Raw genomic sequence first — 25,719 nt, 5'->3', positions numbered from 1 at the left:
ACAGCGCCATACCCCTGTGGGAGCGAGCCTGCTTGCGAAGAGGCCGTGTCAGCCAGCATCAATGTTGAATGACAACTCGCTTTCGCGAGCAGGCTGCTCCCACAGGGGATTTTCGATGCATGGAATAACGGAGCAGGCACAAAAAAGGGAGGCCACTCGGGCCTCCCTCTTCCATTGCGATCTGCCGTTACAAACTGGCAATCCGCGCGTGCTGCTCGGCCAGCTTGCCCAAAGCCTGTTCGGCTTCAGCCAGCTTGGCGCGTTCCTTCTCGATGACTTCGGCCGGGGCCTTGTCGACGAAACCGGCGTTGGACAGCTTGCCGCCCACGCGCTGGACTTCGCCCTGCAGACGCAGGATTTCCTTGTCCAGACGTGCCAGTTCGGCGTCCTTGTCGATCAGGCCGGCCATCGGCACCAGCACTTCCATCTCACCCACCAGCGCGGTGGCGGACAGCGGTGCTTCTTCGCCGGCAGCCAACACGGTGATCGATTCGAGGCGCGCCAGTTTTTTCAACAGGGCTTCGTTTTCGGTGAGGCGGCGCTGATCTTCGGCGCTGACGTTTTTCAGGAACAGGTTCAGCGGCTTGCCTGGCCCGATGTTCATTTCGCCACGGATGTTGCGCGTGCCGAGCATCAGTTCCTTGAGCCATTCGATATCGTTCTCGGCCGCCGGATCGATGCGCTCTTCATTGGCCACTGGCCAAGGCTGCAGCATGATCGTCTTGCCTTCGATACCGGCCAGCGGCGCGATGCGCTGCCAGATCTCTTCGGTGATGAACGGCATGAATGGGTGCGCCAGACGCAGGGCAACTTCCAGCACTCGAACCAGCGTGCGACGTGTGCCGCGCTGACGTTCAACCGGCGCGTTTTCGTCCCACAGTACAGGCTTGGACAGTTCCAGGTACCAGTCGCAATACTGGTTCCAGATGAACTCGTACAAGGCTTGTGCCGCGAGGTCGAAGCGGAACTGGTCGAGTTGACGAGTCACTTCGGCTTCGGTGCGTTGCAGCTGCGAGATGATCCAGCGATCCGCCAGCGACAGCTCGTAGGCTTCGCCGTTCTGGCCGCAGTCTTCGCCCTTGTCGAGCACGTAGCGCGCGGCGTTCCAGATCTTGTTGCAGAAGTTGCGATAGCCTTCGACGCGGCCCATGTCGAACTTGATGTCGCGACCGGTGGACGCCAGCGAGCAGAAGGTGAAACGCAGGGCGTCGGTGCCGTAGCTGGCGATGCCGTCGGCGAACTCCTCGCGGGTCTGCTTCTCGATCTTCTTCGCCAGTTTCGGCTGCATCATGCCGGAGGTGCGTTTCTGCACCAGATCTTCCAGCTCGATACCGTCGATGATGTCCAGCGGGTCAAGGACGTTACCCTTGGACTTGGACATCTTCTGGCCCTGGCCATCTCGCACCAGACCGTGCACATAAACGGTCTTGAACGGAACCTGCGGTGTGCCGTCTTCGTTTTTCACCAAATGCATGGTGAGCATGATCATCCGGGCAACCCAGAAGAAAATGATGTCGAAACCGGTCACCAGCACGTCGGTGGAGTGGAATTTCTTAAGGAATTCGGTCTGCTCAGGCCAGCCGAGCGTGGAGAACGTCCACAGGCCCGAACTGAACCAGGTGTCGAGAACGTCGTTGTCCTGTTGCAGCGCAACGTCCGGGCCGAGGTTGTTCTTGGCCCGCACCTCGGCTTCATCGCGACCGACGTAGACCTTGCCCGACTCGTCGTACCAGGCCGGAATCCGGTGGCCCCACCACAGCTGGCGGCTGATGCACCAGTCCTGGATGTCGCGCATCCACGAGAAGTACATGTTTTCGTATTGCTTGGGCACGAACTGGATACGGCCGTCTTCAACGGCGGCAATTGCAGGCTCGGCCAACGGCTTGGTGGACACGTACCACTGGTCGGTCAGCCACGGCTCGATGATGGTGCCGGAACGGTCGCCTTTCGGCACTTTCAGCGCGTGATCGTTGACGCTGACCAGCAGGCCGGCCGCATCGAACGCCGCAACGATTTGCTTGCGCGCTTCGAAGCGGTCGAGGCCGACGTATTCGGCCGGGATCTTGCCGTCGATGCTTTCGTTCAGCGTGCCGTCGAGGTTGAACACCTGACAGGCCGGCAGTACGGCGGCGTTCTTGTCGAAGATGTTCAGCAGCGGCAGGTTGTGGCGCTTGCCGACTTCATAGTCGTTGAAATCGTGGGCCGGGGTGATTTTCACGCAGCCGGTGCCGAATTCCGGATCGCAGTAATCGTCGGCGATGATCGGGATGCGGCGGCGGACCAGCGGCAGCTCGACAAATTTGCCGATCAAGGCTTTGTAGCGTTCATCGTTCGGGTTAACGGCCACGGCGGCGTCGCCGAGCATGGTTTCCGGGCGAGTGGTCGCGACGATCAGGTAGTCATTGCCTTCAGCGGTCTTCACGCCGTCGGCCAGCGGGTACTTCAGGTTCCACAGAAAACCTTTCTCGTCGTGGTTTTCCACTTCGAGGTCGGAAATCGCCGTGTGCAACTTGGTGTCCCAGTTGACCAGGCGCTTGCCGCGATAGATCAGGCCGTCTTCGTGCAGACGTACGAAGGCTTCTTTAACGGCTTCCGAGAGGCCGTCGTCCATGGTGAAGCGCTCGCGACCCCAATCCACGGACGAGCCGAGGCGGCGGATCTGACGGCTGATGTTGCCGCCGGACTGATCCTTCCATTCCCAGACTTTCTCGAGGAATTTCTCACGGCCCAGGTCGTGACGATTCTGGCCTTGGGCTTCGAGTTGGCGTTCCACCAGCATTTGCGTGGCGATACCGGCGTGGTCGGTACCCGGCTGCCACAGGGTATTACGACCCTGCATGCGGCGGAAACGGATCAGGGCGTCCATGATCGCGTTGTTGAAGCCGTGACCCATGTGCAGGCTGCCGGTGACGTTCGGCGGCGGGATCATGATGGTGTAGGACTCGCCCGCGCCTTGCGGGGCGAAGTAATTCTCTGACTCCCAGGTGTTGTACCAGGAAGTTTCAATGGCGTGCGGCTGGTAGGTCTTATCCATGCGCGGCGGGACCCTATTGGCATTAATTCAGGAAAAGCCGACGAGTATAGCGGGGCATGGGGCACAGGGCGAGCGGGGGTAGACAGGCGCAGGGTGATTTGGGCGACGGGATTTGTCGGAACGTCCTTTTGGCGTCAACCACTGGAAAGGAGGCAGATAGCTCCGGGTTTCAGAGGGGACCCTGGCGTTCGCCATCAGGCTTGATCGAGACGGTAGACCATCCCTCCAGAAAAGTAGTTGATTGTATAGAGCATAAGTATGTCTTTTGGTTAATGTGTTTGCTTGTAAAAGAGCATCAATCAAATTGGCTTACTTATTTTTGTTGTCTCTTGAGTACGGTAAAAAAACCAAAAAAAAAGCCACCCCTAGGGATGGCTTTAAATCGGTCATCACTTCTGACGACCTGGCGGTCACCTCTCCAGATGACCTTTTTCGCTGCCAATGACATTTGTCAGCAAACGGGTGAAGTGTTGACTTCATTTGGTGGAGTCGGGGGGATTTGAACCCCCGTCCGCCAGTACTCCGCTGTCGGTTCTACATGCTTAGCCCGTTCAATTGAGTTAACCCGTCGCCGCCCGAGGGGCAGGGTGCTAAGGGCGAGCTGTGTAATATTTAGCCGTTACGTCCACAGCACACTACGCGGCGATTCTGTTCTGTATGACAATCAGGTCGGGTTTACAGAAATCCCCTTGTGATTGCTGGCGCCGAGGCAGCCAGAAGTGCTTAAGCGTAGAGCTTTTCCTTGAAGAAGGAATCGTTCACTGCAGGAGCACCGTAGTTGGCAAGTTTGGCAACTATCAAGTATGCAACAGTGGATTTACGAGTGCTGTTACCCACTCGGCATGCCCCTAGAGTTTTGTTACCGACGTCGAATCCTGATCGACCCCAAGTGCGCTAAGGCAGGGCAAATATAAGAAGGCTTAGTTGAATAATCAACAGATTTATTTGTTGGCTGTTGAGCGGTTTTTGACAGTATTTAGTTGGCGGATGCGGTAATTGACGGGGGAACTAAGCTACTAATTCGAATTGTTGTATGGAACGTTATTTTCCAAAGGGGAAATGCTGAAAGAAACGTCCAGAATTGGTGGAGTGTCCGCCTTTATTCGGGCTGCAGCGATCCGGCAGTGGAAGATGCGTTTTACGAAACCACGATTTGCGTCCGTTCTCGGGTTTGCATCTGGATCGGGATTTTCGATGAAGCGACAGTACTCAACTTCAGTCGCCTATTGGAAAAAGGCGAACTGGCAAGCGGAATTTTGTGGATCCCCCCAATCGTGCGCGATCAGGAGTGCCAATGCCGGGAGCCAGATTCTATATTTGGGGGGCAAATATAGAATCTCCCGCAGGTGGCTCAGTCGTTGTATTGGCTCAACAACCGTTCCAGACGCGCGCTGAGGCGGCGTTTGATTTCGGTTTCGATGTGCGGGGCGAAGTCGTCGATCACGTCTTGCATGATCAATTGCGCGGCGGCACGCAGTTCGCTGTCCAGGTGCAGCAGGTCGTCGGGGTTCTTGCCGGGGGCGGCTGCCGGCGAGGTGGCAGCGGCGGGTGGAGTCGGTTCTACGGTCGGCTGAGACGCGCTGACCGTGTCGAACAACATCGGAATCTGTTCCTGGTCTCCGTCCTCGACCGTGTCGGTCAGCAGAGGTGGTTGCAGGTTGTCATCGCCGAGCAACTGGCGGATCGACTCGAGGTCGTCCAGCAGGTGCGCGGACTTTTGCAGCGGTTTTGGAGTGTCCATCGGAATGCTCAGAGTCGCTGTAAACGGTGATCTTGCAGAGGATAGCCCTGTTCGCGGTAGAAACGGAAACTCTCCCGCGCCGCGGCACGAATCGTCGGATCTTCGACCACCACTTCCGCCACGCGGGCGAACTGTTTGGCGAAGGCCGGGACTTTCAGGTCAAGGTTGACCAGCAAATCCTGATGCTGACCGCAGTCATCGCCAAGTCCGAGCACAATCAAACCGTCGGGCTCGCTTTCGGCGGGGCCGTGGGGCACGAAGCTTTCGCCCTTGAAGGCCCACAGGCGCGCATCGAGATCGTCGCGCTGGGCGACATCGCTGCAATGCAGGTAGATGCGATGTCCCATGCGCCAGGCTTTTTCGGTGAGCTTGCAGGCGAAATCCAGTCGCGCCGAAGGATCGGCACTGGGCAGGATATAGAAGTCGACTTTGGTCATTGCGGTTCCTGAGCCTGGAGCGGCGTCACTCGAGAGTAACGCCGCCCAAGGTCATCGGTTTCAGGCTTTGGCGCGGTCCAGCAGGTATTGGGTCAGCAGGGGAACCGGACGGCCAGTGGCGCCCTTGTCCTTGCCGCCGCTGGTCCAGGCCGTGCCGGCGATGTCCAGGTGCGCCCAGTTCAGGTTCTTGGTGAAGCGCGACAGGAAGCAGGCGGCGGTGATGGTGCCGGCTTTCGGGCCGCCGATGTTGGCGATGTCGGCGAACGGACTGTCCAGTTGCTCTTGATACTCATCGAACAGCGGCAGTTGCCAGGCACGGTCGTCGGCAGCCTTGCCGGCGCTCAGCAGCTGGCCGATCAGTTCGTCGTTGTTGCCCAGCAGGCCCGAGGTGTGGGAACCCAGTGCAACGACGCAGGCGCCGGTCAGGGTCGCGATGTCGATCACGGCTTGTGGCTTGAAGCGCTCGGAGTAGGTCAGGGCGTCGCACAGCACCAGACGGCCTTCGGCGTCGGTGTTGAGGATTTCCACGGTCTGGCCGCTCATGGTGGTGACGATGTCGCCCGGACGCGAAGCGTTGCCGCTCGGCATGTTCTCGGCGCAGGCCAGGATGCACACCAGGTTGATCGGCAGCTTCAGCTCGAGCACGGCACGCAGGGTGCCGAAGACGCTGGCGGCGCCGCCCATGTCGTACTTCATTTCATCCATGCCGGCGCCCGGCTTCAGGCTGATGCCGCCGGTGTCGAAGGTGATGCCTTTGCCGACCAGCGCGTACGGCTTCTCGGATTTCTTGCCGCCGTTGTATTGCATGACGATCAGGCGCGGCGGCTGGGCGCTGCCCTGGCCGACGGCGTAGAACGAGCCCATGCCCAGTTCCTTGATCTTCTTCTCATCAAGGACTTCGACTTTCAGGGTTTTGAATTCTTTACCGAGGTTCTTGGCTTGTTCGCCGAGGAACGTCGGGTGGCAGATGTTCGGCGGCAGGTTGCCCAGGTCACGGGTGAATGCCATGCCGTTGGCGATGGCGGTGGCGTGGGCCACGGCGCGTTGCACTTCAGCCTGGGCGGCCTTGATGGTCACCAGGGTGATTTTCTTCAGGGCGCGCGGTTCGGCTTTCTGGCTCTTGAACTGCTCGAAGGAATATTCGCCGTCCACCAGGGTTTCCGCCAGCAGGCGGGTCTTGCCATAGCTGTCGCGACCCTTGATCACGACTTCGTCCAGCGCCAGCACGGCATCGCTGCCGCCCAGGCCTTTGAGGGTGTTGAGGACACCGGCGATGATTTTGCGGAACGGACGGTCGCCCAGTTCTTCGTCCTTGCCCACGCCCACGAGCAGCACGCGTTCGGCTTTGAGGTTCGGCAGGCTGTGCAGCAGCAGGCTCTGGCCGACTTTGCCGGCCAGATCGCCGCGCTTGAGCACAGCGCTGATCGCGCCGCCGCTCAGTTCGTCGAGTTGCTTGGCAACGGCCCCGAGCTTGCGGCCTTCGCCGACGGCGACTACCAGGGTGGAGGTTTTCAACGTTTCCGGGTTAACGCTTTTTACAACCAGTTCCATGTCGGGGTCCCTGAGTGATGGGTCAACCAGTGCTCGACGACCTGCGCTCGAGCCTGCTTATAGATAGAAAGACGCAAGTCACGGCTTGCGACAAAGGCCGCAGTTTGAACCTCGGGCCCCGAGCCTGACAACCCTCGGTTGTACGATCTTCTACGCTTTAGCCGCCTGCTTGAGCGTGCGCAGTGACAGGCGCACCCAATCACAGGATAATGCGCCAACTTTTTTCGGCGGCTCTGCCCTGCGGGCTGCCTGATACGTTTGCTTGTTTGGCCGCCTTAGCCTGACAACCCTGGAGTGTCTGGTTTGATTGTCTTCCGTTATCTGTCCCGCGAAGTCCTGTTGACCTTGAGCGCCGTCAGCGCCGTGCTGCTGGTCATCATCATGAGCGGACGCTTCATCAAATACCTCGCCCAGGCGGCTGCCGGCCTTCTGGATCCGGGCTCGCTGTTCCTGATCATGGGCTTTCGTCTGCCAGGCTTTCTGCAGCTGATCCTGCCTCTGGGCCTGTTCCTCGGGATTCTGCTGGCCTACGGTCGCCTGTACCTCGAAAGCGAAATGACGGTGCTGTCGGCCACGGGCATGAGCCAGCAACGTCTGTTCACCATGACACTGTTTCCGGCCACGCTGGTTGCGCTGGTTGTCGCCTGGCTGAGCCTGAGCCTGGCGCCACAAGGGGCCAATCAGTTCCAGTTGCTGCTGAACAAACAGGACGCCCTGACCGAGTTCGATACCCTTGAGCCGGGTCGCTTCCAGGCGCTGCGCGACGGAACCCGGGTGACCTACACCGAAACGCTGTCGGATGACCGCATCCACCTCGGCGGCGTGTTCATTTCGCAAAAGAACATCTCGTCGGACAAGAAGGATCGCGGGATTTCCGTGCTGGTGGCCGAGAAGGGCCGTCAGGAAATCCGTCCCGACGGTAACCGCTACCTGATTCTCGACAATGGCTATCGCTACGACGGTAACCCGGGGCAGGCCGACTACCGTGCAATCAAGTACGACGAATACGGCGTATTGCTGCCTAAACCGGACGTGAGCAGCGAAGTCACCGACCGTGATGCAATGCCCACCAGTTCCTTGTTCGGCAGTGACGACCTGCGTTCTCGCACCGAACTGCAATGGCGACTGTCGTTGCCGTTGCTGGTCTTCATCGTGACCTTGATGGCGGTGCCGCTGTCGCGGGTCAATCCGCGCCAGGGCCGTTTCCTCAAGCTGTTGCCGGCGATTCTTCTTTATATGGCTTATCTGAGCATCCTGATTGCCGCTCGCGGCGCCCTCGAAAAGGGCAAGATCCCGCCTGCGCTGGGCCTGTGGTGGGTTCATGGGATTTTCCTGGCCATCGGCCTGGGGCTGCTCTATTGGGAACCCTTGCAGTTGAAGCGGGCAAGTCGCCGCAGCGCGCTGGAGGTGGCCCGTGGTTAAGCTCGATCGCTACATCGGCAGCAGCGTCTTCGTCGCGATCCTGGCAGTACTGGGGATCATTCTCGGCCTGGCGACACTGTTTGCCTTCATCGACGAGATGGGTGACGCCAGCGACACCTACACCCTGGTCGATGTGTTGAGCTACGTCCTGCTGACGGCACCGCGCCGTCTGTACGACATGTTGCCGATGGCGGCACTGATCGGCTGCCTGATCGGCCTCGGCAGTCTGGCCAGCCACAGCGAACTGACCATCATGCGCGCTGCGGGCGTGTCGGTCGGGCGGATCGTCTGGGCGGTGATGAAGCCGATGCTGGTGCTGATGCTGGTCGGTCTGTTGATCGGCGAGTACATCGCGCCGGCGACCGAAAGCACGGCGCAGGCCAACCGCTCGCTGGCTCAGGGCAGTGGCGATGCACAAAGCGCCAAGCATGGCCTGTGGCACCGTCAGGGCGACGAGTTCATCCACGTCAACTCGGTGCAGCCCAACGGTCTGCTGTATGGCGTGACCCGTTATCGCTTCGACGATCAGCGCCATATGCTGTCCTCGAGCTTCGCCAAGCGTGCGGAGTTCGACAAGGATCACTGGCAGTTGAGCGATGTCACCACCACGCTGTTCCATGACAAGAGCACTGAAGTGGTGACGACTCCGGTCGAGCGTTGGAACGTGGCGTTGAGCCCGCAGTTGCTGAGTACCGTGGTGATGTCGCCGGATTCGCTGTCGATCACCGGTCTGTGGGGATACATCCACTACCTGGCGGATCAGGGCCTGAACAATGGCCGGTACTGGCTGGCATTTTGGGTCAAGGTGTTGCAACCGCTGGTCACTGCCGCGCTGGTACTGATGGCGATTTCCTTCATCTTCGGTCCTCTGCGCTCGGTGACCCTCGGTCAGCGGGTCTTCACTGGCGTACTGGTGGGCTTTACCTTCCGCATCGTCCAGGATCTGCTCGGGCCTTCGAGCCTGGTGTTCGGTTTCTCGCCGCTGTTTGCGGTGCTGGTGCCGGCGGGTGTGTGCGCCCTGGCCGGGGTCTGGTTGTTACGCCGGGCCGGTTGATAACGGGTATTTCCCGTCCTCGACGCCGATAAAAACGCCCCTGTCGCAAGACCGGGGCGTTTTTTGTAGGTGCCGTCTGACCTGCGAACGTGACGCTTGCGCCGTGGATCAGGTACAATTCCCGGCTATTTTTCGGCGGGCTATGCCTGCAGCCTTTTTGAGTGTTGATCCGTGAGTGATTTGAGTCATATCCGCAATTTCTCCATCATCGCCCACATTGACCATGGCAAGTCGACGCTGGCCGATCGCTTCATCCAGATGTGCGGCGGCCTTGCCGAGCGCGAAATGGAAGCCCAGGTGCTGGACTCCATGGACCTGGAACGTGAACGCGGGATCACCATCAAGGCCCACAGCGTCACCCTCTATTACACCGCTCGCGATGGTATTAAGTACCAGTTGAACTTCATTGACACCCCGGGCCACGTTGACTTCACCTACGAAGTCAGCCGGTCGCTGGCGGCCTGTGAAGGTGCATTGCTGGTAGTCGATGCCGGTCAGGGCGTTGAAGCGCAATCGGTAGCCAACTGCTACACGGCGATCGAGCAGGGCCTGGAAGTCATGCCGGTCCTGAACAAGATCGACCTGCCACAGGCCGATCCGGAGCGCGTCAAGGAAGAAATCGAAAAAATCATCGGCATCGATGCTACCGACGCCGTCGAGTGCTCGGCCAAGACCGGCCTGGGCGTCGATGAAGTGCTCGAGCGTCTGGTTCACACCATTCCTGCGCCGACCGGCAACATCGAAGATCCGCTGCAAGCGTTGATCATCGATTCCTGGTTCGACAACTACCTGGGCGTTGTTTCCCTGGTACGTGTGCGTCACGGTCGTGTGAAGAAGGGCGACAAGATCCTGGTCAAATCCACCGGCAAGATCCACCTGGTGGACAGCGTCGGCGTGTTCAACCCGAAACATACCCCTACCGCTGACCTGAAGGCTGGTGAAGTAGGCTTCATCATTGCCAGCATCAAGGACATCCACGGTGCCCCGGTCGGTGACACCCTGACCTTGAGCTCCACGCCGGACGTTGACGTGCTGCCCGGCTTCAAACGCATTCAGCCGCAGGTCTACGCCGGTCTGTTCCCGGTCAGCTCCGACGACTTCGAAGACTTCCGCGAAGCCCTGCAAAAGCTCACGCTCAACGATTCGTCCCTGCAGTACACCCCGGAAAGCTCCGACGCCCTGGGCTTCGGCTTCCGTTGCGGGTTCCTCGGCATGCTGCACATGGAAATCATCCAGGAGCGCCTGGAGCGCGAGTACGACCTGGACCTGATCACCACGGCACCGACGGTAATTTTCGAGCTGTTGCTGAAAACCGGTGAAACGATTTACGTCGATAACCCGTCGAAGCTTCCTGACCTGTCCTCGATCGAAGACATGCGTGAGCCGATCGTGCGGGCCAATATTCTTGTGCCGCAAGAGCACCTGGGCAACGTCATTACCCTGTGCATCGAGAAGCGTGGCGTGCAGCACGACATGCTGTTCCTCGGTTCGCAGGTCCAGGTGACCTACGATTTGCCGATGAACGAAGTGGTCCTGGACTTCTTCGACCGTCTCAAGTCCACCAGCCGCGGCTATGCTTCGCTGGATTACCATTTCGATCGTTATCAATCGGCTAGTCTGGTGAAACTGGATGTGCTGATCAACGGTGACAAGGTCGACGCCCTGGCGCTGATCGTGCACCGCGATAATGCGAACTACAAAGGTCGCCAGTTGACCGAGAAGATGAAAGAACTGATTCCACGGCAGATGTTCGACGTGGCAATCCAGGCCGCCATTGGCGGTCAGATTGTGGCGCGGACAACCGTCAAGGCACTCAGAAAGAACGTATTGGCCAAATGCTACGGTGGTGACGTCAGCCGTAAGAAGAAACTGCTGGAAAAGCAAAAGGCCGGTAAGAAACGCATGAAGCAAGTCGGCAACGTGGAAATTCCACAAGAAGCCTTCCTTGCAGTGCTCAGGTTGGATAGTTAGGTCCTATGTCACTAAATTTCCCGCTGTTGCTGGTCATCGCCGTGTTCGTCTGCGGCCTGTTGGCGTTGCTCGATCTGGTTTTCCTGGCGCCGCGTCGGCGTGCGGCCATTGCCTCCTATCAGGGCAGCGTCAGCCAGCCTGATGGGGTGGTGGTCGAAAAACTGAACAAAGAGCCGTTGCTGGTCGAATACGGCAAGTCGTTCTTCCCGGTGTTGTTCATCGTGCTGGTGCTGCGTTCGTTCCTGGTGGAGCCGTTCCAGATTCCTTCCGGCTCGATGAAACCGACCCTGGACGTCGGCGACTTCATTCTGGTGAACAAGTTTTCCTACGGCATCCGCCTGCCAGTGATCGACAAGAAAGTCATTGAAGTGGGTGATCCGCAGCGCGGCGACGTGATGGTGTTCCGCTACCCGAGCGATCCGAACGTCAACTACATCAAGCGTGTAGTCGGCCTGCCGGGTGACCAGATTCGCTACACCGCTGACAAGCGTCTGTTCGTCAACGGTGAGTCGATCGCCGAGCAACTCGTCGGCTCCGAGCCGGGCACGCTGGGCAGTGCCGAGCTCTACAAGGAAAAACTCGGCGTCGCCGAGCACCTGATCCGCAAGGAAATGAGCCGCTATCGCGCATCGCCGGACCATACCTGGACCGTGCCTGCCGGGCACTACTTCATGATGGGCGACAACCGCGACAACTCGAACGACAGTCGCTACTGGGATGATCCGAACATTCCCAAGGATCTGCTGGGCATGGTTCCCGACAAGAATATCGTCGGCAAGGCTTTCGCAGTCTGGATGAGCTGGCCGGAACCCAAACTCAGTCACCTGCCGAATTTCTCGCGGGTTGGCCTGATCAAGTAATCACACACGGCGCTGTTGAACACAGCGCCGAATGCATTTCTGGAACCGCCACAATCGGCGCCAGAGGCATGAAAACAATGATATTCAGGATGTAATTTTTGAACACAGCGTTAATTGTCCCAAGCCTGCGCCGCACCACGGCGATGGCGGTGGAATCCAGCCACGAACTCAGCGTGGATAAACCGTGAGCGTCTCCTTAAGCCGTCTAGAGCGTCAGCTCGGCTACACCTTCAAGGATCAGGAACTGATGGTCCTGGCCCTGACTCACCGCAGCTTTGCCGGGCGCAACAACGAACGCCTGGAATTCCTCGGTGACGCCATCCTCAACTTCGTCGCTGGCGAGGCATTGTTCGATCGCTTCCCCCTGGCCCGCGAAGGCCAGTTGTCGCGATTGCGCGCACGCCTGGTGAAAGGTGAGACTCTGGCGGTACTGGCCCGCGGTTTCGATCTGGGCGAGTACTTGCGTCTGGGTTCCGGCGAGTTGAAAAGCGGTGGTTTCCGTCGCGAGTCGATTCTGGCCGATGCCCTGGAAGCGTTGATCGGTGCGATCTACCTCGACGCGGGCATGGACGTGGCGCGCGAGCGCGTGCTGGCCTGGCTGGCCGGAGAGTTCGAAGGCCTGACGCTGGTCGACACCAACAAAGATCCAAAAACCCGCTTGCAGGAATTCCTGCAATCGCGTGGTTGTGAGCTGCCGCGTTACGAAGTGGTGGATATCCAGGGTGAGCCGCATTGCCGGACGTTCTTCGTCGAATGTGAAATCACCTTACTGAATGAAAAAAGCCGAGGTCAGGGTGTGAGTCGTCGTATTGCCGAACAGGTAGCGGCCGCCGCAGCACTGATTGCCCTGGGTGTGGAGAATGGCAATGACTGATTCAACCGCAACACGCTGTGGCTATGTTGCCATCGTCGGCCGTCCCAACGTGGGCAAGTCCACGCTGCTGAACCACATCCTCGGCCAGAAGCTCGCGATCACCTCGCGCAAGCCGCAAACCACCCGCCACAACATGCTGGGCATCAAGACCGAAGGCGCCGTGCAGGCGATCTACGTCGACACCCCGGGCATGCACAAGGGCGGCGAAAAGGCCTTGAACCGCTACATGAACAAGACCGCTTCGGCAGCGTTGAAAGACGTCGACGTGGTGATCTTCGTGGTGGATCGCACCAAATGGACCGACGAAGACCAGATGGTTCTCGAGCGCGTCCAGTACGTGACCGGCCCGTTGATCGTGGCGCTGAACAAGACCGACCGCATCGAAGACAAATCCGAGCTGATGCCCCACCTGACCTGGCTGCAGGAACAACTGCCGAACGCGCAGATCATGCCGATCTCGGCGCAGCACGGGCACAACCTCGAAACGCTGGAGCGGGTGATCGCCGAGCACCTGCCGGAAAACGATCACTTCTTCCCGGAAGACCAGATCACCGACCGCAGCAGCCGTTTCCTCGCCGCTGAACTGGTGCGCGAGAAAATCATGCGCCAGATGGGCGCCGAGCTGCCATACCAGATCACCGTGGAAATCGAAGAGTTCAAGCAGCAGGGCAAAACCCTGCACATTCACGCCTTGATCCTCGTCGAGCGTGATGGCCAGAAGAAAATCATCATTGGCGACAAGGGCGAGCGCATCAAGCGCATCGGCACCGAGGCGCGCAAGGACATGGAGCTGCTGTTCGACTCCAAGATCATGCTCAACCTCTGGGTGAAAGTGAAAGGTGGCTGGTCCGATGACGAGCGCGCGCTGCGTTCGCTGGGTTACGGCGACCTGTAGTCCTGCATAAAGATCCACCGTGGGAGCGAGCCTGCTCGCGATGAGGGCCTGGTATTCAACATCAATGTTGACTGACAGACCGCTATCGCGAGCAGGCTCGCTCCCACAATGGTTTTGGGCTGTTTGTAAAACTGCGCTCCTTCATTGAGATCTGCGATTTCCATGTCCCAACCCATCGGCCAACCCGCCTACGTCCTCCACTCCCGTGCCTACCGTGAAAACAGCGCATTGGTGGATTTCCTCACGCCGCAAGGTCGGCTGCGGGCGGTGTTGCGCAGTGCGCGGGGCAAGGCCGGGACGCTGGCGCGGCCATTCGTGCCGTTGGAGGTCGAGTTCCGCGGTCGCGGGGAATTGAAGAATGTCGGGCGCATGGAAAGTGCTGGCGTTTCCACCTGGCTCAACGGCGAAGCGCTGTTCAGCGGTCTTTACCTCAATGAGCTGTTGATTCGTCTGTTGCCCTCCGAAGACCCCCATCCCGCTGTATTCGATCACTACGCCGCGACGTTGCTTGCGCTGGCCGAAGGTCGTCCGCTGGAGCCGTTGTTGCGTTCCTTCGAATGGCGCCTGCTCGACGATCTCGGTTACGGCTTTGCCCTGACGACTGACATCCATGACGCACCCGTCGCACCGGACGGCCTCTATCGCTTGCAGGTCGATGCTGGTCTGGAGCGGGTTTACTTGCTGCAACCCGGTCTGTTCAACGGCACCGAGCTGCTGGCCATGGCCGATGCCGACTGGTCAGCCCCTGGCGCGTTATCCGCCGCCAAGCGTTTGATGCGTCAGGCATTGGCCGTTCACTTGGGCGGTCGTCCCCTGGTCAGTCGCGAGTTGTTTCGCAAGCCCTGATCACCCCGTATGCTGTGCACCGAACTTTCTCTACTTCTGGAGCGCTTCCGTGACCACCAGCAATCGCATTCTTCTTGGCGTGAACATCGACCACGTTGCCACCCTGCGTCAGGCCCGGGGCACTCGCTATCCCGATCCGGTCAAGGCTGCACTGGACGCGGAAGAGGCGGGCGCTGACGGCATCACCGTGCACCTGCGTGAAGACCGTCGGCACATCCAGGAACGTGACGTACTGCTGCTCAAGGATGTATTGCAGACCCGCATGAACTTTGAAATGGGCGTCACCGAAGAAATGATGGCGTTCGCCGAACGCATCCGTCCGGCGCACATTTGCCTGGTTCCGGAAACGCGTCAGGAACTGACCACCGAAGGCGGTCTGGACGTGGCGGGGCAGGAAGCACGGATCAAGGCCGCGGTGGATCGCCTGGCGAAGATCGGTTGCGAAGTGTCGCTGTTCATCGATGCAGACGAGCGGCAGATCGAAGCGTCCCGCCGTGTTGGTGCGCCGGCCATCGAGCTGCACACCGGTCGTTACGCGGACGCCGAGACACCGACGGATGTGGCTGAAGAGCTCAAGCGCGTGGCGGATGGTGTGGCGTTTGGCCTGGCCCAGGGGCTGATCGTCAATGCCGGCCACGGTTTGCACTATCACAACGTCGAAGCCGTCGCGGCGATCAAGGGTATCAATGAACTGAACATCGGCCATGCGCTGGTGGCGCATGCGTTGTTTGTCGGGTTCAAGTCGGCGGTGTCGGAAATGAAGGCGCTGATTCTGGCTGCGGCCTTGAAAGGCTAAGATCAAAAGATCGCAGCCTTCGCTAGCGCCTGCAGGTGTACACATACCCTGTAGGCGCTAGCGAAGGCTGCGATCTTTTTCTTTTTTAAAGCTGCGGGGTTTCCTGATTCGGCTTGCTCTTGTCGACCCCCGGCACATGCAGGTTGCCTTCGGCGACCTGATTGCCTTCCAGCTGCGGTTGCGTCACCCACGTCAGGATGTCGTAGTAACGACGGATGTTCGCCACAAAATGCACCGGCTCGCCGCCCCGGGCGTAGCCGTAACGGGTTTTGCTGTACCATTTCTTTTCGGACAGGCGCGGCAGGATTTTCTTCACGTCCAGCCACTTGTCCGGATTCAGACCTTCCTTGGCCGCCAGTTTGCGCGCGTCATCCAGGTGACCGCTGCCGACGTTGTAGGCCGCCAGTGCAAACCAGGTGCGGTCCGGTTCCTGGATCGATTCGTCCAGCTGGTCCTTCATATAAGCCAGGTACTTGGCGCCGCCCATGATGCTCTGTTTCGGATCGAGGCGATTGGACACGCCCATGGCCTGCGCGGTGTTCTGGGTCAGCATCATCAGGCCGCGGACGCCGGTCTTCGAGGTGACGGCTGCCTGCCACAGCGATTCCTGATAACCGACCGCCGCCAGCAGGCGCCAGTCGACTTTTTCTTTCTTGGCGTAGGTTTTGAAGTGCTGCTCGTACTTGGGCAGCCGTTGCTGCAAGTGCTGGGCGAAGGTGGTGGCGCCCATGTAGCCCAACACATCGACGTGCCCGTAGTAGCGGTCTTTCAGGCGTTGCAGGGTGCCGTTCTTCTTCACCTTGTCGAGGTAGTCGTTGATCTCGTTGAGCAGGCTGTTGTCGTCGCCGGCCGCCACGGCCCAGCTCTGATTGCTGGCGTCACCGAGGTCAAAGGCGACCCGAATGTTGGTGAAGTAGACCTGGTTCATCGCCACTTCGTTGGAGTCGACCAGGGTCAGATCGATCTGGCCTTCATCCACCATGCGTAGCAGGTCGACGACTTCAACCGCGTCGGACTCTTCGTATTCAATGCCGGGAAATTTCTGTTTCAGCTCCGCCAGTTGCCCGGCGTGGGTGCTGCCCTTGAGCACCATGATCTTCTTGCCGACCAGATCCTTTGGATCGGTCGGCCGCGACTGGCCGTTGCGATAGATGACCTGCGGGGTGACTTCCAGGTAGGGGTGGGAAAACCGCACCTGCTTCTTGCGCGATTCGCTGCTGACCAGGCCGGCCGCCGCGATGACCGGGCCGTTGGGCTTGCCCACCTGGTTGAACAGGTCGTCGAGGTTGTCGGCGGTTTCGATCTTGAGTTCGACCCCCAGATCGTCGGCGAAGCGCTTCACCAGCTCGTATTCGAAGCCGGTTTCACCGTTGCGATCCTGAAAGTAGGTGGCGGGGCTGTTTCGGGTAACCACCCGCAGCACACCATCCTCCTTTACGCGCTCCAGCGTGTTGGGTTTATCAACACAGCCACTGAGCACCAGGAAGAGTCCGGTTGCGATCAGCCATTTGGCGTACCGCGGACGCAAAGCCGTTGGGGAAAACATCTGCGCAGTATACGCAAAGGACCACGAGCGCCATATCTCGACAGCGAAGGCCTTGTCTGCTAGAGAGTGAAAAACCGCTCTGGAGCCCGCAGGAATGGGCTTGAACCGCAATTTGTGACACAAAAAATAACACCTGACGGACCGCTGTTGCAGGCCCGAATACCCGGCCCGACGTTCGGGTACGGCCGTGCGTACCGTTTCGGGTGATGTCGCGGGCGGTTTAGGCTAGAATGCACGGCCTCAAAGCACACCCCTTCCCGAGGCTGTCCCGAAGATGTTGATCCTGCGCGGCGCTCCTGCCCTTTCTGCCTTTCGCCACAGCAAACTCCTTGAGCAACTGAGCCAGAAGGTTTCGGCTGTCAGCGGCTTGTATGCTGAATTCGCTCACTTCGCCGAAGTTACCGGCGTCCTGACCGGCGACGAACAGCAGGTGCTCGCGCGCCTTCTGAAGTACGGTCCAAGCGTTCCGGTCCAGGAACCGACCGGTCGCCTGTTCCTGGTGTTGCCGCGGTTCGGCACTATCTCGCCGTGGTCCAGTAAAGCCAGCGACATCGCTCGCAACTGTGGCCTGAGCAAGATCCAGCGCCTGGAGCGCGGCATCGCGTTCTACGTGGCCGGCCAGTTCAGCGACGCCGACGCGCAGCTGATCTCTGATGCGCTGCACGACCGCATGACCCAGATCGTCCTCGGCAACCTGGAACAGGCTGCCGGTCTGTTCAGCCACGCCGAGCCGAAGCCGCTGACCGCGATCGACGTGTTGGGCGGCGGCCGCGCCGCGCTGGAAAAAGCCAACACCGAGCTGGGCCTGGCCCTGGCCGAAGACGAGATCGACTACCTGGTCAACGCCTTCGTTGGTTTGAAGCGCAACCCGCACGACATCGAACTGATGATGTTCGCCCAGGCGAACTCCGAGCACTGCCGTCACAAGATCTTCAACGCCAGTTGGGACATCGATGGTCAGAGCCAGGAAAAAAGCCTGTTCGGCATGATCAAGAACACTTACCAGATGCACAGCGAAGGCGTTCTGTCCGCTTACAAGGACAATGCTTCGGTGATCGTCGGTAACGTTGCCGGCCGTTTCTTCCCGGACCCTGAAACCCGCCAGTACGGCGCGGTGCAGGAACCGGTGCACATCCTGATGAAAGTCGAAACCCACAACCACCCGACCGCGATTGCCCCGTTCCCGGGCGCGTCGACCGGTTCCGGTGGCGAGATTCGCGACGAAGGCGCTACCGGTCGCGGCGCCAAGCCAAAGGCTGGCCTGACCGGCTTCACCGTTTCGAACCTGCAGATCCCTGGCTTCGAACAGCCGTGGGAAGTGCCGTACGGCAAACCCGAGCGCATCGTCACCGCGCTGGACATCATGATCGAAGGCCCACTGGGTGGCGCCGCGTTCAACAACGAATTCGGCCGTCCGGCCCTGACCGGTTATTTCCGTACCTTCGAACAGTCGATCACCACCCCGCGTGGCGACGAAGTTCGTGGCTACCACAAGCCGATCATGCTGGCCGGCGGCATGGGTAACATCCGTGCCGAACACGTACAGAAAGGCGAAATCACCGTCGGCTCCAAGCTGATCGTACTCGGCGGCCCGGCGATGTTGATCGGCCTGGGCGGCGGCGCGGCTTCCTCCATGGCCACCGGCACCAGCTCGGCTGACCTGGACTTCGCGTCCGTACAGCGCGAAAACCCTGAGATGGAACGTCGCTGCCAGGAAGTCATCGACCGTTGCTGGCAGCTGGGTGACAAGAACCCGATCAGCTTCATCCACGACGTCGGCGCGGGCGGTCTGTCCAACGCGTTCCCGGAACTGGTGAACGACGGCAACCGTGGCGGCCGCTTCGAACTGCGCAACATTCCAAACGACGAGCCGGGCATGGCCCCGCACGAAATCTGGAGTAACGAATCCCAGGAACGTTACGTTCTGGCAGTTGGCCCGGCGGACTTCGAACGCTTCCAGGCAATCTGCGAACGCGAGCGTTGCCCGTTCGCCGTGGTCGGCGAAGCCACCGCAGAGCCGCAACTGACGGTCACCGACAGCCACTTCGGCAACAGCCCGGTGGACATGCCGCTGGAAGTGCTGCTGGGCAAAGCCCCGCGCATGCACCGTTCGGCCGTGCGTGAAAACGAACTGGGTGACGATTTCGATCCAGCCACGCTGGAAATTGCAGACTGCGTCGAACGCGTTCTGCATCACCCGGCCGTGGCGAGCAAAAGCTTCCTGATCACCATCGGCGACCGCACCATCACCGGCCTCGTGGCCCGTGACCAGATGGTCGGCCCGTGGCAGGTTCCGGTGGCCGACGTTGCCGTCACCGCCACCAGCTTCGACGTCTACACCGGTGAAGCGATGGCCATGGGCGAGCGTACTCCGCTGGCACTGCTGGACGCTCCGGCGTCGGGCCGCATGGCCATCGGCGAAACCCTGACCAACATCGCCGCTTCGCGCATCAACAAGATTTCCGACATCAAGTTGTCGGCGAACTGGATGTCCGCAGCCGGTCACCCGGGTGAAGACGCGCGCCTGTACGACACCGTGAAAGCGGTCGGCATGGAACTGTGCCCTGACCTGGGCATTACCATCCCGGTGGGCAAGGACTCCATGTCCATGGCCACCCGCTGGAACGACGAAGGGGTCGACAAGACCGTGACTTCGCCGATGTCCCTGATCGTGACCGGTTTCGCGCCAGTGGCTGACATCCGTCAGACCCTGACCCCGGAACTGCGCATGGACAAGGGCACCACCGACCTGATCCTGATCGATCTGGGCCGTGGCCAGAACCGCATGGGCGCCTCGATCCTGGCCCAGGTTCACGGCAAGCTTGGCTCGCAAGCGCCGGACGTCGATGATGCCGAAGACCTGAAAGCCTTCTTCGCGGTGATCCAGGGCCTCAACGCCGACGGTCACCTGCTGGCGTACCACGACCGTTCCGACGGTGGTTTGCTGACCAGCGTTGTGGAAATGGCCTTTGCCGGCCACTGCGGCCTGAGCCTGAACCTCGACGGTCTGGCAGAAACTTCCGCCGACATCGCCGCGATCCTGTTCAACGAAGAACTGGGCGCCGTGATTCAGGTTCGCCAGGACGCCACCCCGGACATCCTCGCGCAGTTCAGCGCTGCCGGCCTGGGCGAGTGCGTGTCGGTGATCGGTCAGCCGATAAACAACGGCGAGATCAACATCACCTTCAACGGTGACACCGTGTTCGAAGGTCAGCGTCGTCTGCTGCAACGTCAGTGGGCCGAGACCAGCTACCAGATCCAGCGTCTGCGCGATAACGCCGACTGCGCCGAACAAGAGTTCGACGTGCTGCTGGAAGAAGACAACCCGGGCCTGAGCGTCAAGCTGAGCTACGACGTCAACCAGGACGTCGCCGCGCCTTACATCAAGAAAGGCATCCGCCCACAGGTTGCCGTGCTGCGTGAGCAGGGCGTCAACGGTCAGGTGGAAATGGCCGCCGCGTTCGACCGCGCCGGTTTCAACGCGATCGACGTGCACATGAGCGACATTCTCGCCGGCCGTGTCGACCTGAACGAGTTCAAAGGTCTGGTGGCTTGCGGTGGTTTCTCCTACGGCGACGTACTGGGTGCCGGCGAAGGCTGGGCCAAGTCCGCGCTGTTCAACAGCCGTGCTCGCGATGCATTCCAGGGCTTCTTCGAACGCAACGACAGCTTCACCCTCGGCGTGTGCAACGGTTGCCAGATGATGTCCAACCTGCACGAGCTGATTCCGGGCAGCGAGTTCTGGCCGCACTTTGTGCGTAACCGTTCCGAGCAGTTCGAAGCCCGCGTGGCGATGGTTCAGGTCCAGGAGTCGAATTCGATCTTCCTGCAGGGCATGGCCGGTTCGCGCATGCCGATCGCCATCGCACACGGTGAAGGTCATGCCGAGTTCGAAAGCGAAGAGGCGTTGCTGGAAGCCGATCTGTCCGGTTGCGTGGCGATGCGTTTCGTCGACAACCATGGCAAGGTCACCGAAAACTACCCGGCCAACCCGAACGGTTCGCCGCGCGGGATCACCGGTTTGACCAGCCGCGACGGTCGCGTAACGATCATGATGCCGCACCCGGAGCGAGTGTTCCGCGCCGTGCAGAACTCGTGGCGTTCGGAAGACTGGAACGAAGACGCGCCATGGATGCGCATGTTCCGTAACGCTCGCGTGTGGGTGAACTAAGCGCCGTGTACAAGCTCAGCTTTTTTGTTCCCGACAGTCATGTCGAAAGGGTCAAAAGCTCCGTATTCGCCGCCGGTGGCGGACGGATCGGGGCTTATGATCACTGCGCGTGGCAAGTGTTGGGCCAGGGCCAGTTTCGCCCATTGGATGGCAGCCAGCCGTTCATTGGCGAAGCGGGGCAGGTCGAACAGGTTGATGAATGGAAAGTTGAGCTGGTGGTGGCGGATGAGTTGATCCGGCAGGTGGTGGCGGCTTTGAAACAGAGCCATCCCTACGAGACACCGGCTTACGAAGTGTGGCGGTTGGAGGATTTTTGATCCCCTGGCCGCTGTAATGAAAAACCCGCCAAGGCGGGTTTTTTGTTGCCCAGTATTTATAAACCTACAAAGGATTGCGTTCATTCACCCACAAAAAAGGCGACCCCTTCACAGGAGTCGCCTTTCCTTTACCGCCGCTAAAACTTACTCGGACAGTTTGTACGCAATCACATAGTCACCTTGCTTGGTGCCCAGCGAACCGTGACCGCCCGCGACGACCAGCACGTATTGCTTGCCGTCCTTGCCGGTGTAGGTCATTGGCGTGGTTTGCGCGCCTGCAGGCAGGCGACCTTCCCACAACTGTTTGCCATTTTTCACGTCGTAGGCACGCAGATACTGGTCGAGGGTGCCGCTCAGGAAACCAACGCCACCACCCGTGGTGATGGTGCCACCCAGACTAGGCACGCCCATGCTCAGCGGGATCGGAACCGGCGAGCTGTCACGCACGGTGCCGTTCTTGTGCTTCCACAGGACTTTGGCGGTGGTCAGATCGATCGCCGCCACATAGCCCCACGCCGGCGCCTGGCACGGCAAGCCCATTGGCGACAGCAGTGCTTCGAGGACCACGCCGTACGGCGCGCCTTTGTTCGGCTGCACGCCTTCGGTTTCGCTTTTGCGCGGGCCTTGGGCCGCGATTTCGGCGGCCGGGATCATTTTCGATTTGAACGCCATGTAGCTCGGGTTCACGAAAGCGATCTGACGCACCGGGTCGACCGAGAAACCGCCCCAGTCAAACACACCGAAGTTGCCTGGGTAAACGATCGAACCCTGCAGCGACGGCGGGGTGAACGGGCCGTCGTAGCGCATGGATTTGAAGTCGATCCGGCAGATCAGTTGGTCGAACGGGGTGACGCCCCACATGTCGCGCTCTTGCAGCGGCGGTGGCATCAGGTTGAGGTCGGATTTCGGTTGGGTCGGGGACGTGTGATCACCTTCGACAGCGCCCTGAGGCACCGGCACTTCGTTGATCGGCACGATCGGTTGGCCAGTGCTGCGATCCAGCACGTAGATGCTGCCTTGCTTGGTGGACGCGAGGACCGCCGGCTTCACGCCGTCAGCGGTTTTCAGGTCCATCAGGGTTGGCTGACCACCGACGTCCATGTCCCACAGGTCATGGTGGGTGAACTGCATGTGCCAGCGAACCTGGCCGGTTGCGATGTCGAGGGCGGTGAGGCCGGCGGCGTGCAATTCCGATTCAGGGGTGCGCGCACCACCGAACTGGTCCGGAGTCTGGTTACCCATCGGCAGATAAAGCATGCCGAGTTTTTCGTCGACGGCGAACATGGACCACATGTTCGGCGAGTTGCGGGTGTAGACCTTGCCTTCGGCAATCGGCGTGGTGTCGTCCGGGTTGCCGCTGTCCCAGTTCCACACCAGTTTGCCGGTGTGCACGTCGAACGCGCGGATCACGCCGCTCGGCTCGTCGGTGGAAACGTTATCGGTGACGTGGCCGCCAATCACCACCAGGTCTTTGGTGACGGCTGGAGGCGAGGTGGAGTAGTAACCGCCGGCATTGAAGCCGCCGATGTTGGCGCTCAGGTCGACCTGGCCTTTGTTGCCGAAGTCTTCGCACATCTTGCCGGTGTCGGCGTTCAGGGCGATCAGACGGGTGTCGGCGGTCGGCAGGAAGATCCGGCGCGGGCAGACGCTGGCGACGGGAGCGCTGGCGCTGCCGGTCGGGCTCTGCTCGGAAGCGTAGACGGCGTCATCGTGATACGACACGCCACGGCAGGTCATGTGCGCCCAACCCTTGAAGTTCGCCGCGTTCTGCGTGGAGAGCTTCGGATCGAAACGCCAGATTTCCTTGCCGGTGTCCGGGTCCAGCGCGATCACCTGGCTGTGCGGCGTGCACACGTAGAGCATGCCGTTGACTTTCAGCGGGGTGTTTTCGGCGGTGGTTTCACCCGGATCGTTCGGCCCCGGCAGGTCGCCGGTGCGGTAGGTCCAGGCCGGAACGAGCTTGTTTACGTTCTGCGGAGTGATCTGCGTCAGAGGCGAGTAACGATCACCGTGGGCACTGCGGCCGTAGGAGTTCCAGTCGCCATCCGGCATGGCTGGCGCGGTGTTGGTCATGCCCGGGACGCTGTCGCGGTCCAGTTGGCCCTTGATTTCACCGGGGTTGGTGAACTGGCTGGCCAGTGCGGCAACACCGGCGAGCACCACAGCGATGCTGAGCGCGCCAGTGCCCGTCTTCGCTTCGCCTTCGCGCAGCAGCGGACGACGGAACCACGGCAGCAGCATGACAATACCCAGCGCGAACAACATCGCCAGGCGCGGCACCAGTTGCCACCAGTCCAGGCCAACTTCCCACAAGGCCCATACGGTGCTGGCGAACAGCACCAGTGCGTAAAGCCCGAGGGCGGCGCGGCGGGCCAGAATCAGCAGCACGCCGGTCAGTGCCAGGCCGATACCGGCCAGCAGGTAATACAGCGAGCCGCCGAGCATGCTCAGCTTGATCCCCCCGGCCAGCATGGCCAGGCCCATTAGCAGAAGCAGAATGCCGAGCAGGGTCGGCAATAGACGGCTTCGACTCAAAGCACCATCAGTGCTCATAGTGTGGTTCTCCGTGACGTTTCAAGTAGTCCCGCGCAAGTTCACTGTAGATGACGATCCGGCGCGGGCATGGTTCATATCAATTGGGTTCGTTGATGCAAGTCCCTGTGGGTTAGAACGACGACTGGACCTTGATCCCGCCAATCAGCGCGTCATCGACCTTGTCCACGCCACCGGGGTGGCGGATGTATTGCAGGTTCGGGCGCACGGTCAGCCAGTTCGTGACGTGCACGCCGTAATAGAGTTCGGCGCTGTATTCGGTGTCTTGCGGTGGCAGGAAGGACGGGTCGTCGAAGTCGTAGACTGCACGGGCCTGATTGCTCGCCTCGGCGTTCTTGCGGTACGCCGGATTGACATGAACCCGGGCCATCGCGAAACCGATGTCATCCTTGGTCCGTGCATCGAACAAGCCTTTGTAGACGACGCCCGCCTGCACATAGTTGTCGATGGCGTTGGTCTTCTTGTCGTGCATCGTGCCGTTGGCGAACACGCTCAGGCCACGGGAGTGGTCGCTGGCACGGCTGGTCAGTTGCTGCTGCACACCGAGCCACACGCCGTGCTTGCTGGACGCGCTGCGGTAGGCCTCGCCACTCAGGGCGGCGGGCTGGCCATTGCGGTCCTTGTAGGCGTCGGTGGCGTTGGCGTTGCTGTAGTAATAACCGGCGCGGTATTCCCCCGGCAGGCCGTTGAGCTTGGGTGTCCAGACCAGTTCCACCGGCAGGATCGCGCCCTGGGTGCCGCTGCCGCTGAGCTTGAAACCATTGTCGCGATCCAGGTTCGACGGGTTCTGCTCATACGCGCCGACTTGCGCGTACAGCTCTGGCGTCAGGTGATATTTGACCCGCATCGCCCATTGGCTGACCGGCCAGTTGTACCAGATGCCGCCGACCCAGTTGCCGACCTGAGAGCCGCAGAACGCCAGGTTCTGGAAGTCGCAGGGGAAGCTGTTGAAGTCTTCGCCTTCGCCGAAACGGCCGACCTTGATGTCGAGCTTGCGGTCGAAGAATTTCTGCTGATACCACATCTGCGTCAGGCGCCAGGTTTGCCCGCGGCCCCAGACTTCCTGAGCGGAAGTGAAACCACCGACCCGTGGATCGTTGATGCGGTCGTTGCTGATGTTGTTGCCGTTGCGCTCGGTGATGGTCAGCTGAAATTCAGCGTCGTCCCAGCCCAGGATCTTTTGCAGATCGAGGTGTGCGCCGAGGCCGAACTGATCGCTGTAGCGTGCGGTGCGATCGTGGTCGTAGCCGCCGTGCAGATTGCTGCCCATTTCGCCGGTGTAATCGACTTTGAAGTCGTAGCCTTTTTCCGAAAGCTCGGTGCGCGTGCCGTTCCAGTCGCCGAGCATCCAAGGCGATTCGCTATCAAAGGCCGGTGCAGCCTGAGCGCAGGTGGCGAGACCCATTGCGGTGAATCCGCCGACCAGGTTCAAGGCTTTTCGGCTGGCAACAGCAAGGCAGACAGCGCTGTCTCGCGAAGATTGAAAATAAGGCATAGAGAAGAAATTCTTGGTCTTTTTCTAGGGAGTGAACGGGGAACAGCAGGATTGAAGCGAATGGAAGAATCGTTTCAGCTTGTCGGGGCGCAAGGATAATGTTCTGTTACAAATAGAGAAAGCGCTTTTACCGACATGAATTCTTTCGGATTTGGT

17 protein-coding genes, 1 other RNA gene and 1 pseudogene are annotated in these 25,719 nt (G+C 60.2%); 11 read left to right on the top strand and 8 right to left on the bottom strand.

Annotation, left to right across the window (positions count from 1 at the left end):
• Window positions 1-187: 187 nt before the first annotated feature.
• A complete protein-coding gene (locus tag ACM1ZW_RS03225) occupies window positions 188-3,034 on the bottom strand; it encodes a valine--tRNA ligase (protein WP_416740152.1) in 2,847 nt (948 codons plus the stop codon).
• 481 nt (window positions 3,035-3,515) lie between these two features.
• Window positions 3,516-3,921: a transfer-messenger RNA gene (gene ssrA / locus ACM1ZW_RS03220) on the bottom strand.
• Between the two features lie 219 nt (window positions 3,922-4,140).
• Between ssrA and ACM1ZW_RS03215 the strand changes: the two are divergent.
• Window positions 4,141-4,299, top strand: a pseudogene (locus ACM1ZW_RS03215) (IS5/IS1182 family transposase); the annotation flags it as partial.
• Window positions 4,300-4,385: 86 nt separating this feature from the next.
• Here the strand turns inward: ACM1ZW_RS03215 and ACM1ZW_RS03210 are convergent.
• Genes ACM1ZW_RS03210 through ACM1ZW_RS03200 form a run of 3 tightly spaced genes read right to left on the bottom strand, consistent with a single transcriptional unit; the run spans window position 4,386 to window position 6,763 of the window.
• Window positions 4,386-4,775 (bottom strand): hypothetical protein, encoded by a 390-nt coding sequence (locus ACM1ZW_RS03210; RefSeq protein WP_017340636.1) that lies wholly within the window; start codon window positions 4,773-4,775, stop codon window positions 4,386-4,388.
• An 8-nt stretch (window positions 4,776-4,783) separates the two neighbouring features.
• Entirely contained in the window at window positions 4,784-5,212 is a 429-nt protein-coding gene (locus tag ACM1ZW_RS03205) for a DNA polymerase III subunit chi (RefSeq protein WP_017340635.1), read from the bottom strand.
• Between the two features lie 60 nt (window positions 5,213-5,272).
• Entirely contained in the window at window positions 5,273-6,763 is a 1,491-nt protein-coding gene (locus ACM1ZW_RS03200; RefSeq protein ID WP_017340634.1) for a leucyl aminopeptidase, read from the bottom strand.
• A 303-nt stretch (window positions 6,764-7,066) separates the two neighbouring features.
• On the opposite strand from ACM1ZW_RS03200, the gene lptF reads away from it, so the two are divergent.
• The 8 genes from lptF to pdxJ all read left to right on the top strand — a co-directional run bounded on the left by lptF (window position 7,067) and on the right by pdxJ (window position 15,481).
• Window positions 7,067-8,185 carry an LPS export ABC transporter permease LptF gene (gene lptF / locus ACM1ZW_RS03195; protein WP_017340633.1) on the top strand — a complete coding sequence of 373 codons (1,119 nt, stop codon included), beginning with the start codon at window positions 7,067-7,069 and terminating at the stop codon, window positions 8,183-8,185.
• The gene (gene lptG / locus ACM1ZW_RS03190; protein WP_017340632.1) at window positions 8,178-9,239 is read left to right on the top strand and encodes an LPS export ABC transporter permease LptG; all 1,062 of its coding nucleotides are present in this window, start codon (window positions 8,178-8,180) and stop codon (window positions 9,237-9,239) included. Before lptF ends, lptG begins: the two co-directional genes overlap by 8 nt.
• Before the next feature lie 171 nt (window positions 9,240-9,410).
• Window positions 9,411-11,210, top strand: coding sequence for a translation elongation factor 4 (gene lepA / locus ACM1ZW_RS03185; protein ID WP_017340631.1), 1,800 nt, complete (start codon window positions 9,411-9,413; stop codon window positions 11,208-11,210).
• A 5-nt stretch (window positions 11,211-11,215) separates the two neighbouring features.
• Window positions 11,216-12,070, top strand: a complete 855-nt coding sequence (lepB, locus tag ACM1ZW_RS03180; protein WP_017340630.1) for a signal peptidase I — start codon at window positions 11,216-11,218, stop codon at window positions 12,068-12,070.
• Between the two features lie 184 nt (window positions 12,071-12,254).
• On the top strand, window positions 12,255-12,944 hold the full coding sequence (rnc, locus tag ACM1ZW_RS03175; RefSeq protein ID WP_017340629.1) for a ribonuclease III: 690 nt from the start codon (window positions 12,255-12,257) through the stop codon (window positions 12,942-12,944).
• Window positions 12,937-13,839 carry a GTPase Era gene (gene era / locus ACM1ZW_RS03170; protein WP_017340628.1) on the top strand — a complete coding sequence of 301 codons (903 nt, stop codon included), beginning with the start codon at window positions 12,937-12,939 and terminating at the stop codon, window positions 13,837-13,839. The genes rnc and era overlap by 8 nt, the downstream gene beginning before the upstream one ends.
• Window positions 13,840-14,001: 162 nt before the next feature.
• Entirely contained in the window at window positions 14,002-14,685 is a 684-nt protein-coding gene (gene recO / locus ACM1ZW_RS03165) for a DNA repair protein RecO (protein WP_031319106.1), read from the top strand.
• A gap of 49 nt (window positions 14,686-14,734) precedes the next feature.
• Window positions 14,735-15,481 (top strand): pyridoxine 5'-phosphate synthase, encoded by a 747-nt coding sequence (gene pdxJ, locus ACM1ZW_RS03160; RefSeq protein ID WP_008151581.1) that lies wholly within the window; start codon window positions 14,735-14,737, stop codon window positions 15,479-15,481.
• 85 nt (window positions 15,482-15,566) lie between these two features.
• Here the strand turns inward: pdxJ and mltF are convergent, their stop codons facing one another.
• A complete protein-coding gene (gene mltF, locus ACM1ZW_RS03155; RefSeq protein ID WP_017340626.1) occupies window positions 15,567-17,027 on the bottom strand; it encodes a membrane-bound lytic murein transglycosylase MltF in 1,461 nt (486 codons plus the stop codon).
• Between the two features lie 274 nt (window positions 17,028-17,301).
• On the opposite strand from mltF, the gene purL reads away from it, so the two are divergent.
• Together purL and ACM1ZW_RS03145 are read left to right on the top strand one after the other, a co-directional pair.
• Window positions 17,302-21,198, top strand: a complete 3,897-nt coding sequence (gene purL / locus ACM1ZW_RS03150) for a phosphoribosylformylglycinamidine synthase (RefSeq protein WP_017340625.1) — start codon at window positions 17,302-17,304, stop codon at window positions 21,196-21,198.
• Window positions 21,199-21,203: 5 nt separating this feature from the next.
• Entirely contained in the window at window positions 21,204-21,515 is a 312-nt protein-coding gene (locus ACM1ZW_RS03145; RefSeq protein WP_416740151.1) for an NGG1p interacting factor NIF3, read from the top strand.
• A 144-nt stretch (window positions 21,516-21,659) separates the two neighbouring features.
• Here the strand turns inward: ACM1ZW_RS03145 and ACM1ZW_RS03140 are convergent, their stop codons facing one another.
• Together ACM1ZW_RS03140 and ACM1ZW_RS03135 are read right to left on the bottom strand one after the other, a co-directional pair.
• Window positions 21,660-24,068 (bottom strand): glucose/quinate/shikimate family membrane-bound PQQ-dependent dehydrogenase, encoded by a 2,409-nt coding sequence (locus tag ACM1ZW_RS03140; protein WP_017340623.1) that lies wholly within the window; start codon window positions 24,066-24,068, stop codon window positions 21,660-21,662.
• Window positions 24,069-24,180: 112 nt separating this feature from the next.
• On the bottom strand, window positions 24,181-25,563 hold the full coding sequence (locus ACM1ZW_RS03135) for a carbohydrate porin (RefSeq protein ID WP_017340622.1): 1,383 nt from the start codon (window positions 25,561-25,563) through the stop codon (window positions 24,181-24,183).
• Window positions 25,564-25,719: the final 156 nt, after the last annotated feature.

The sequence above is a fragment of the Pseudomonas sp. NFX71 genome (assembly GCF_048079215.1).
In the GTDB taxonomy this organism is placed as follows: Bacteria; Pseudomonadota; Gammaproteobacteria; order Pseudomonadales; family Pseudomonadaceae; genus Aquipseudomonas; species Aquipseudomonas fluorescens_B.
Note: the sequence above shows the minus strand (reverse complement) of the source record. Positions and strands in the feature narration are given on the sequence as shown.

Coding starts and splice junctions, on each gene's coding strand:
- ACM1ZW_RS03225 (WP_416740152.1), bottom strand. CDS start 3,034: ATGGATAAGACCTACCAGCCGCACGCCATTGAAACTTCCTGGTACAAC.
- ACM1ZW_RS03210 (WP_017340636.1), bottom strand. CDS start 4,775: ATGGACACTCCAAAACCGCTGCAAAAGTCCGCGCACCTGCTGGACGAC.
- ACM1ZW_RS03205 (WP_017340635.1), bottom strand. CDS start 5,212: ATGACCAAAGTCGACTTCTATATCCTGCCCAGTGCCGATCCTTCGGCG.
- ACM1ZW_RS03200 (WP_017340634.1), bottom strand. CDS start 6,763: ATGGAACTGGTTGTAAAAAGCGTTAACCCGGAAACGTTGAAAACCTCC.
- lepB (WP_017340630.1), top strand. CDS start 11,216: ATGTCACTAAATTTCCCGCTGTTGCTGGTCATCGCCGTGTTCGTCTGC.
- era (WP_017340628.1), top strand. CDS start 12,937: ATGACTGATTCAACCGCAACACGCTGTGGCTATGTTGCCATCGTCGGC.
- recO (WP_031319106.1), top strand. CDS start 14,002: ATGTCCCAACCCATCGGCCAACCCGCCTACGTCCTCCACTCCCGTGCC.
- mltF (WP_017340626.1), bottom strand. CDS start 17,027: ATGTTTTCCCCAACGGCTTTGCGTCCGCGGTACGCCAAATGGCTGATC.
- purL (WP_017340625.1), top strand. CDS start 17,302: ATGTTGATCCTGCGCGGCGCTCCTGCCCTTTCTGCCTTTCGCCACAGC.
- ACM1ZW_RS03140 (WP_017340623.1), bottom strand. CDS start 24,068: ATGAGCACTGATGGTGCTTTGAGTCGAAGCCGTCTATTGCCGACCCTG.
- ACM1ZW_RS03135 (WP_017340622.1), bottom strand. CDS start 25,563: ATGCCTTATTTTCAATCTTCGCGAGACAGCGCTGTCTGCCTTGCTGTT.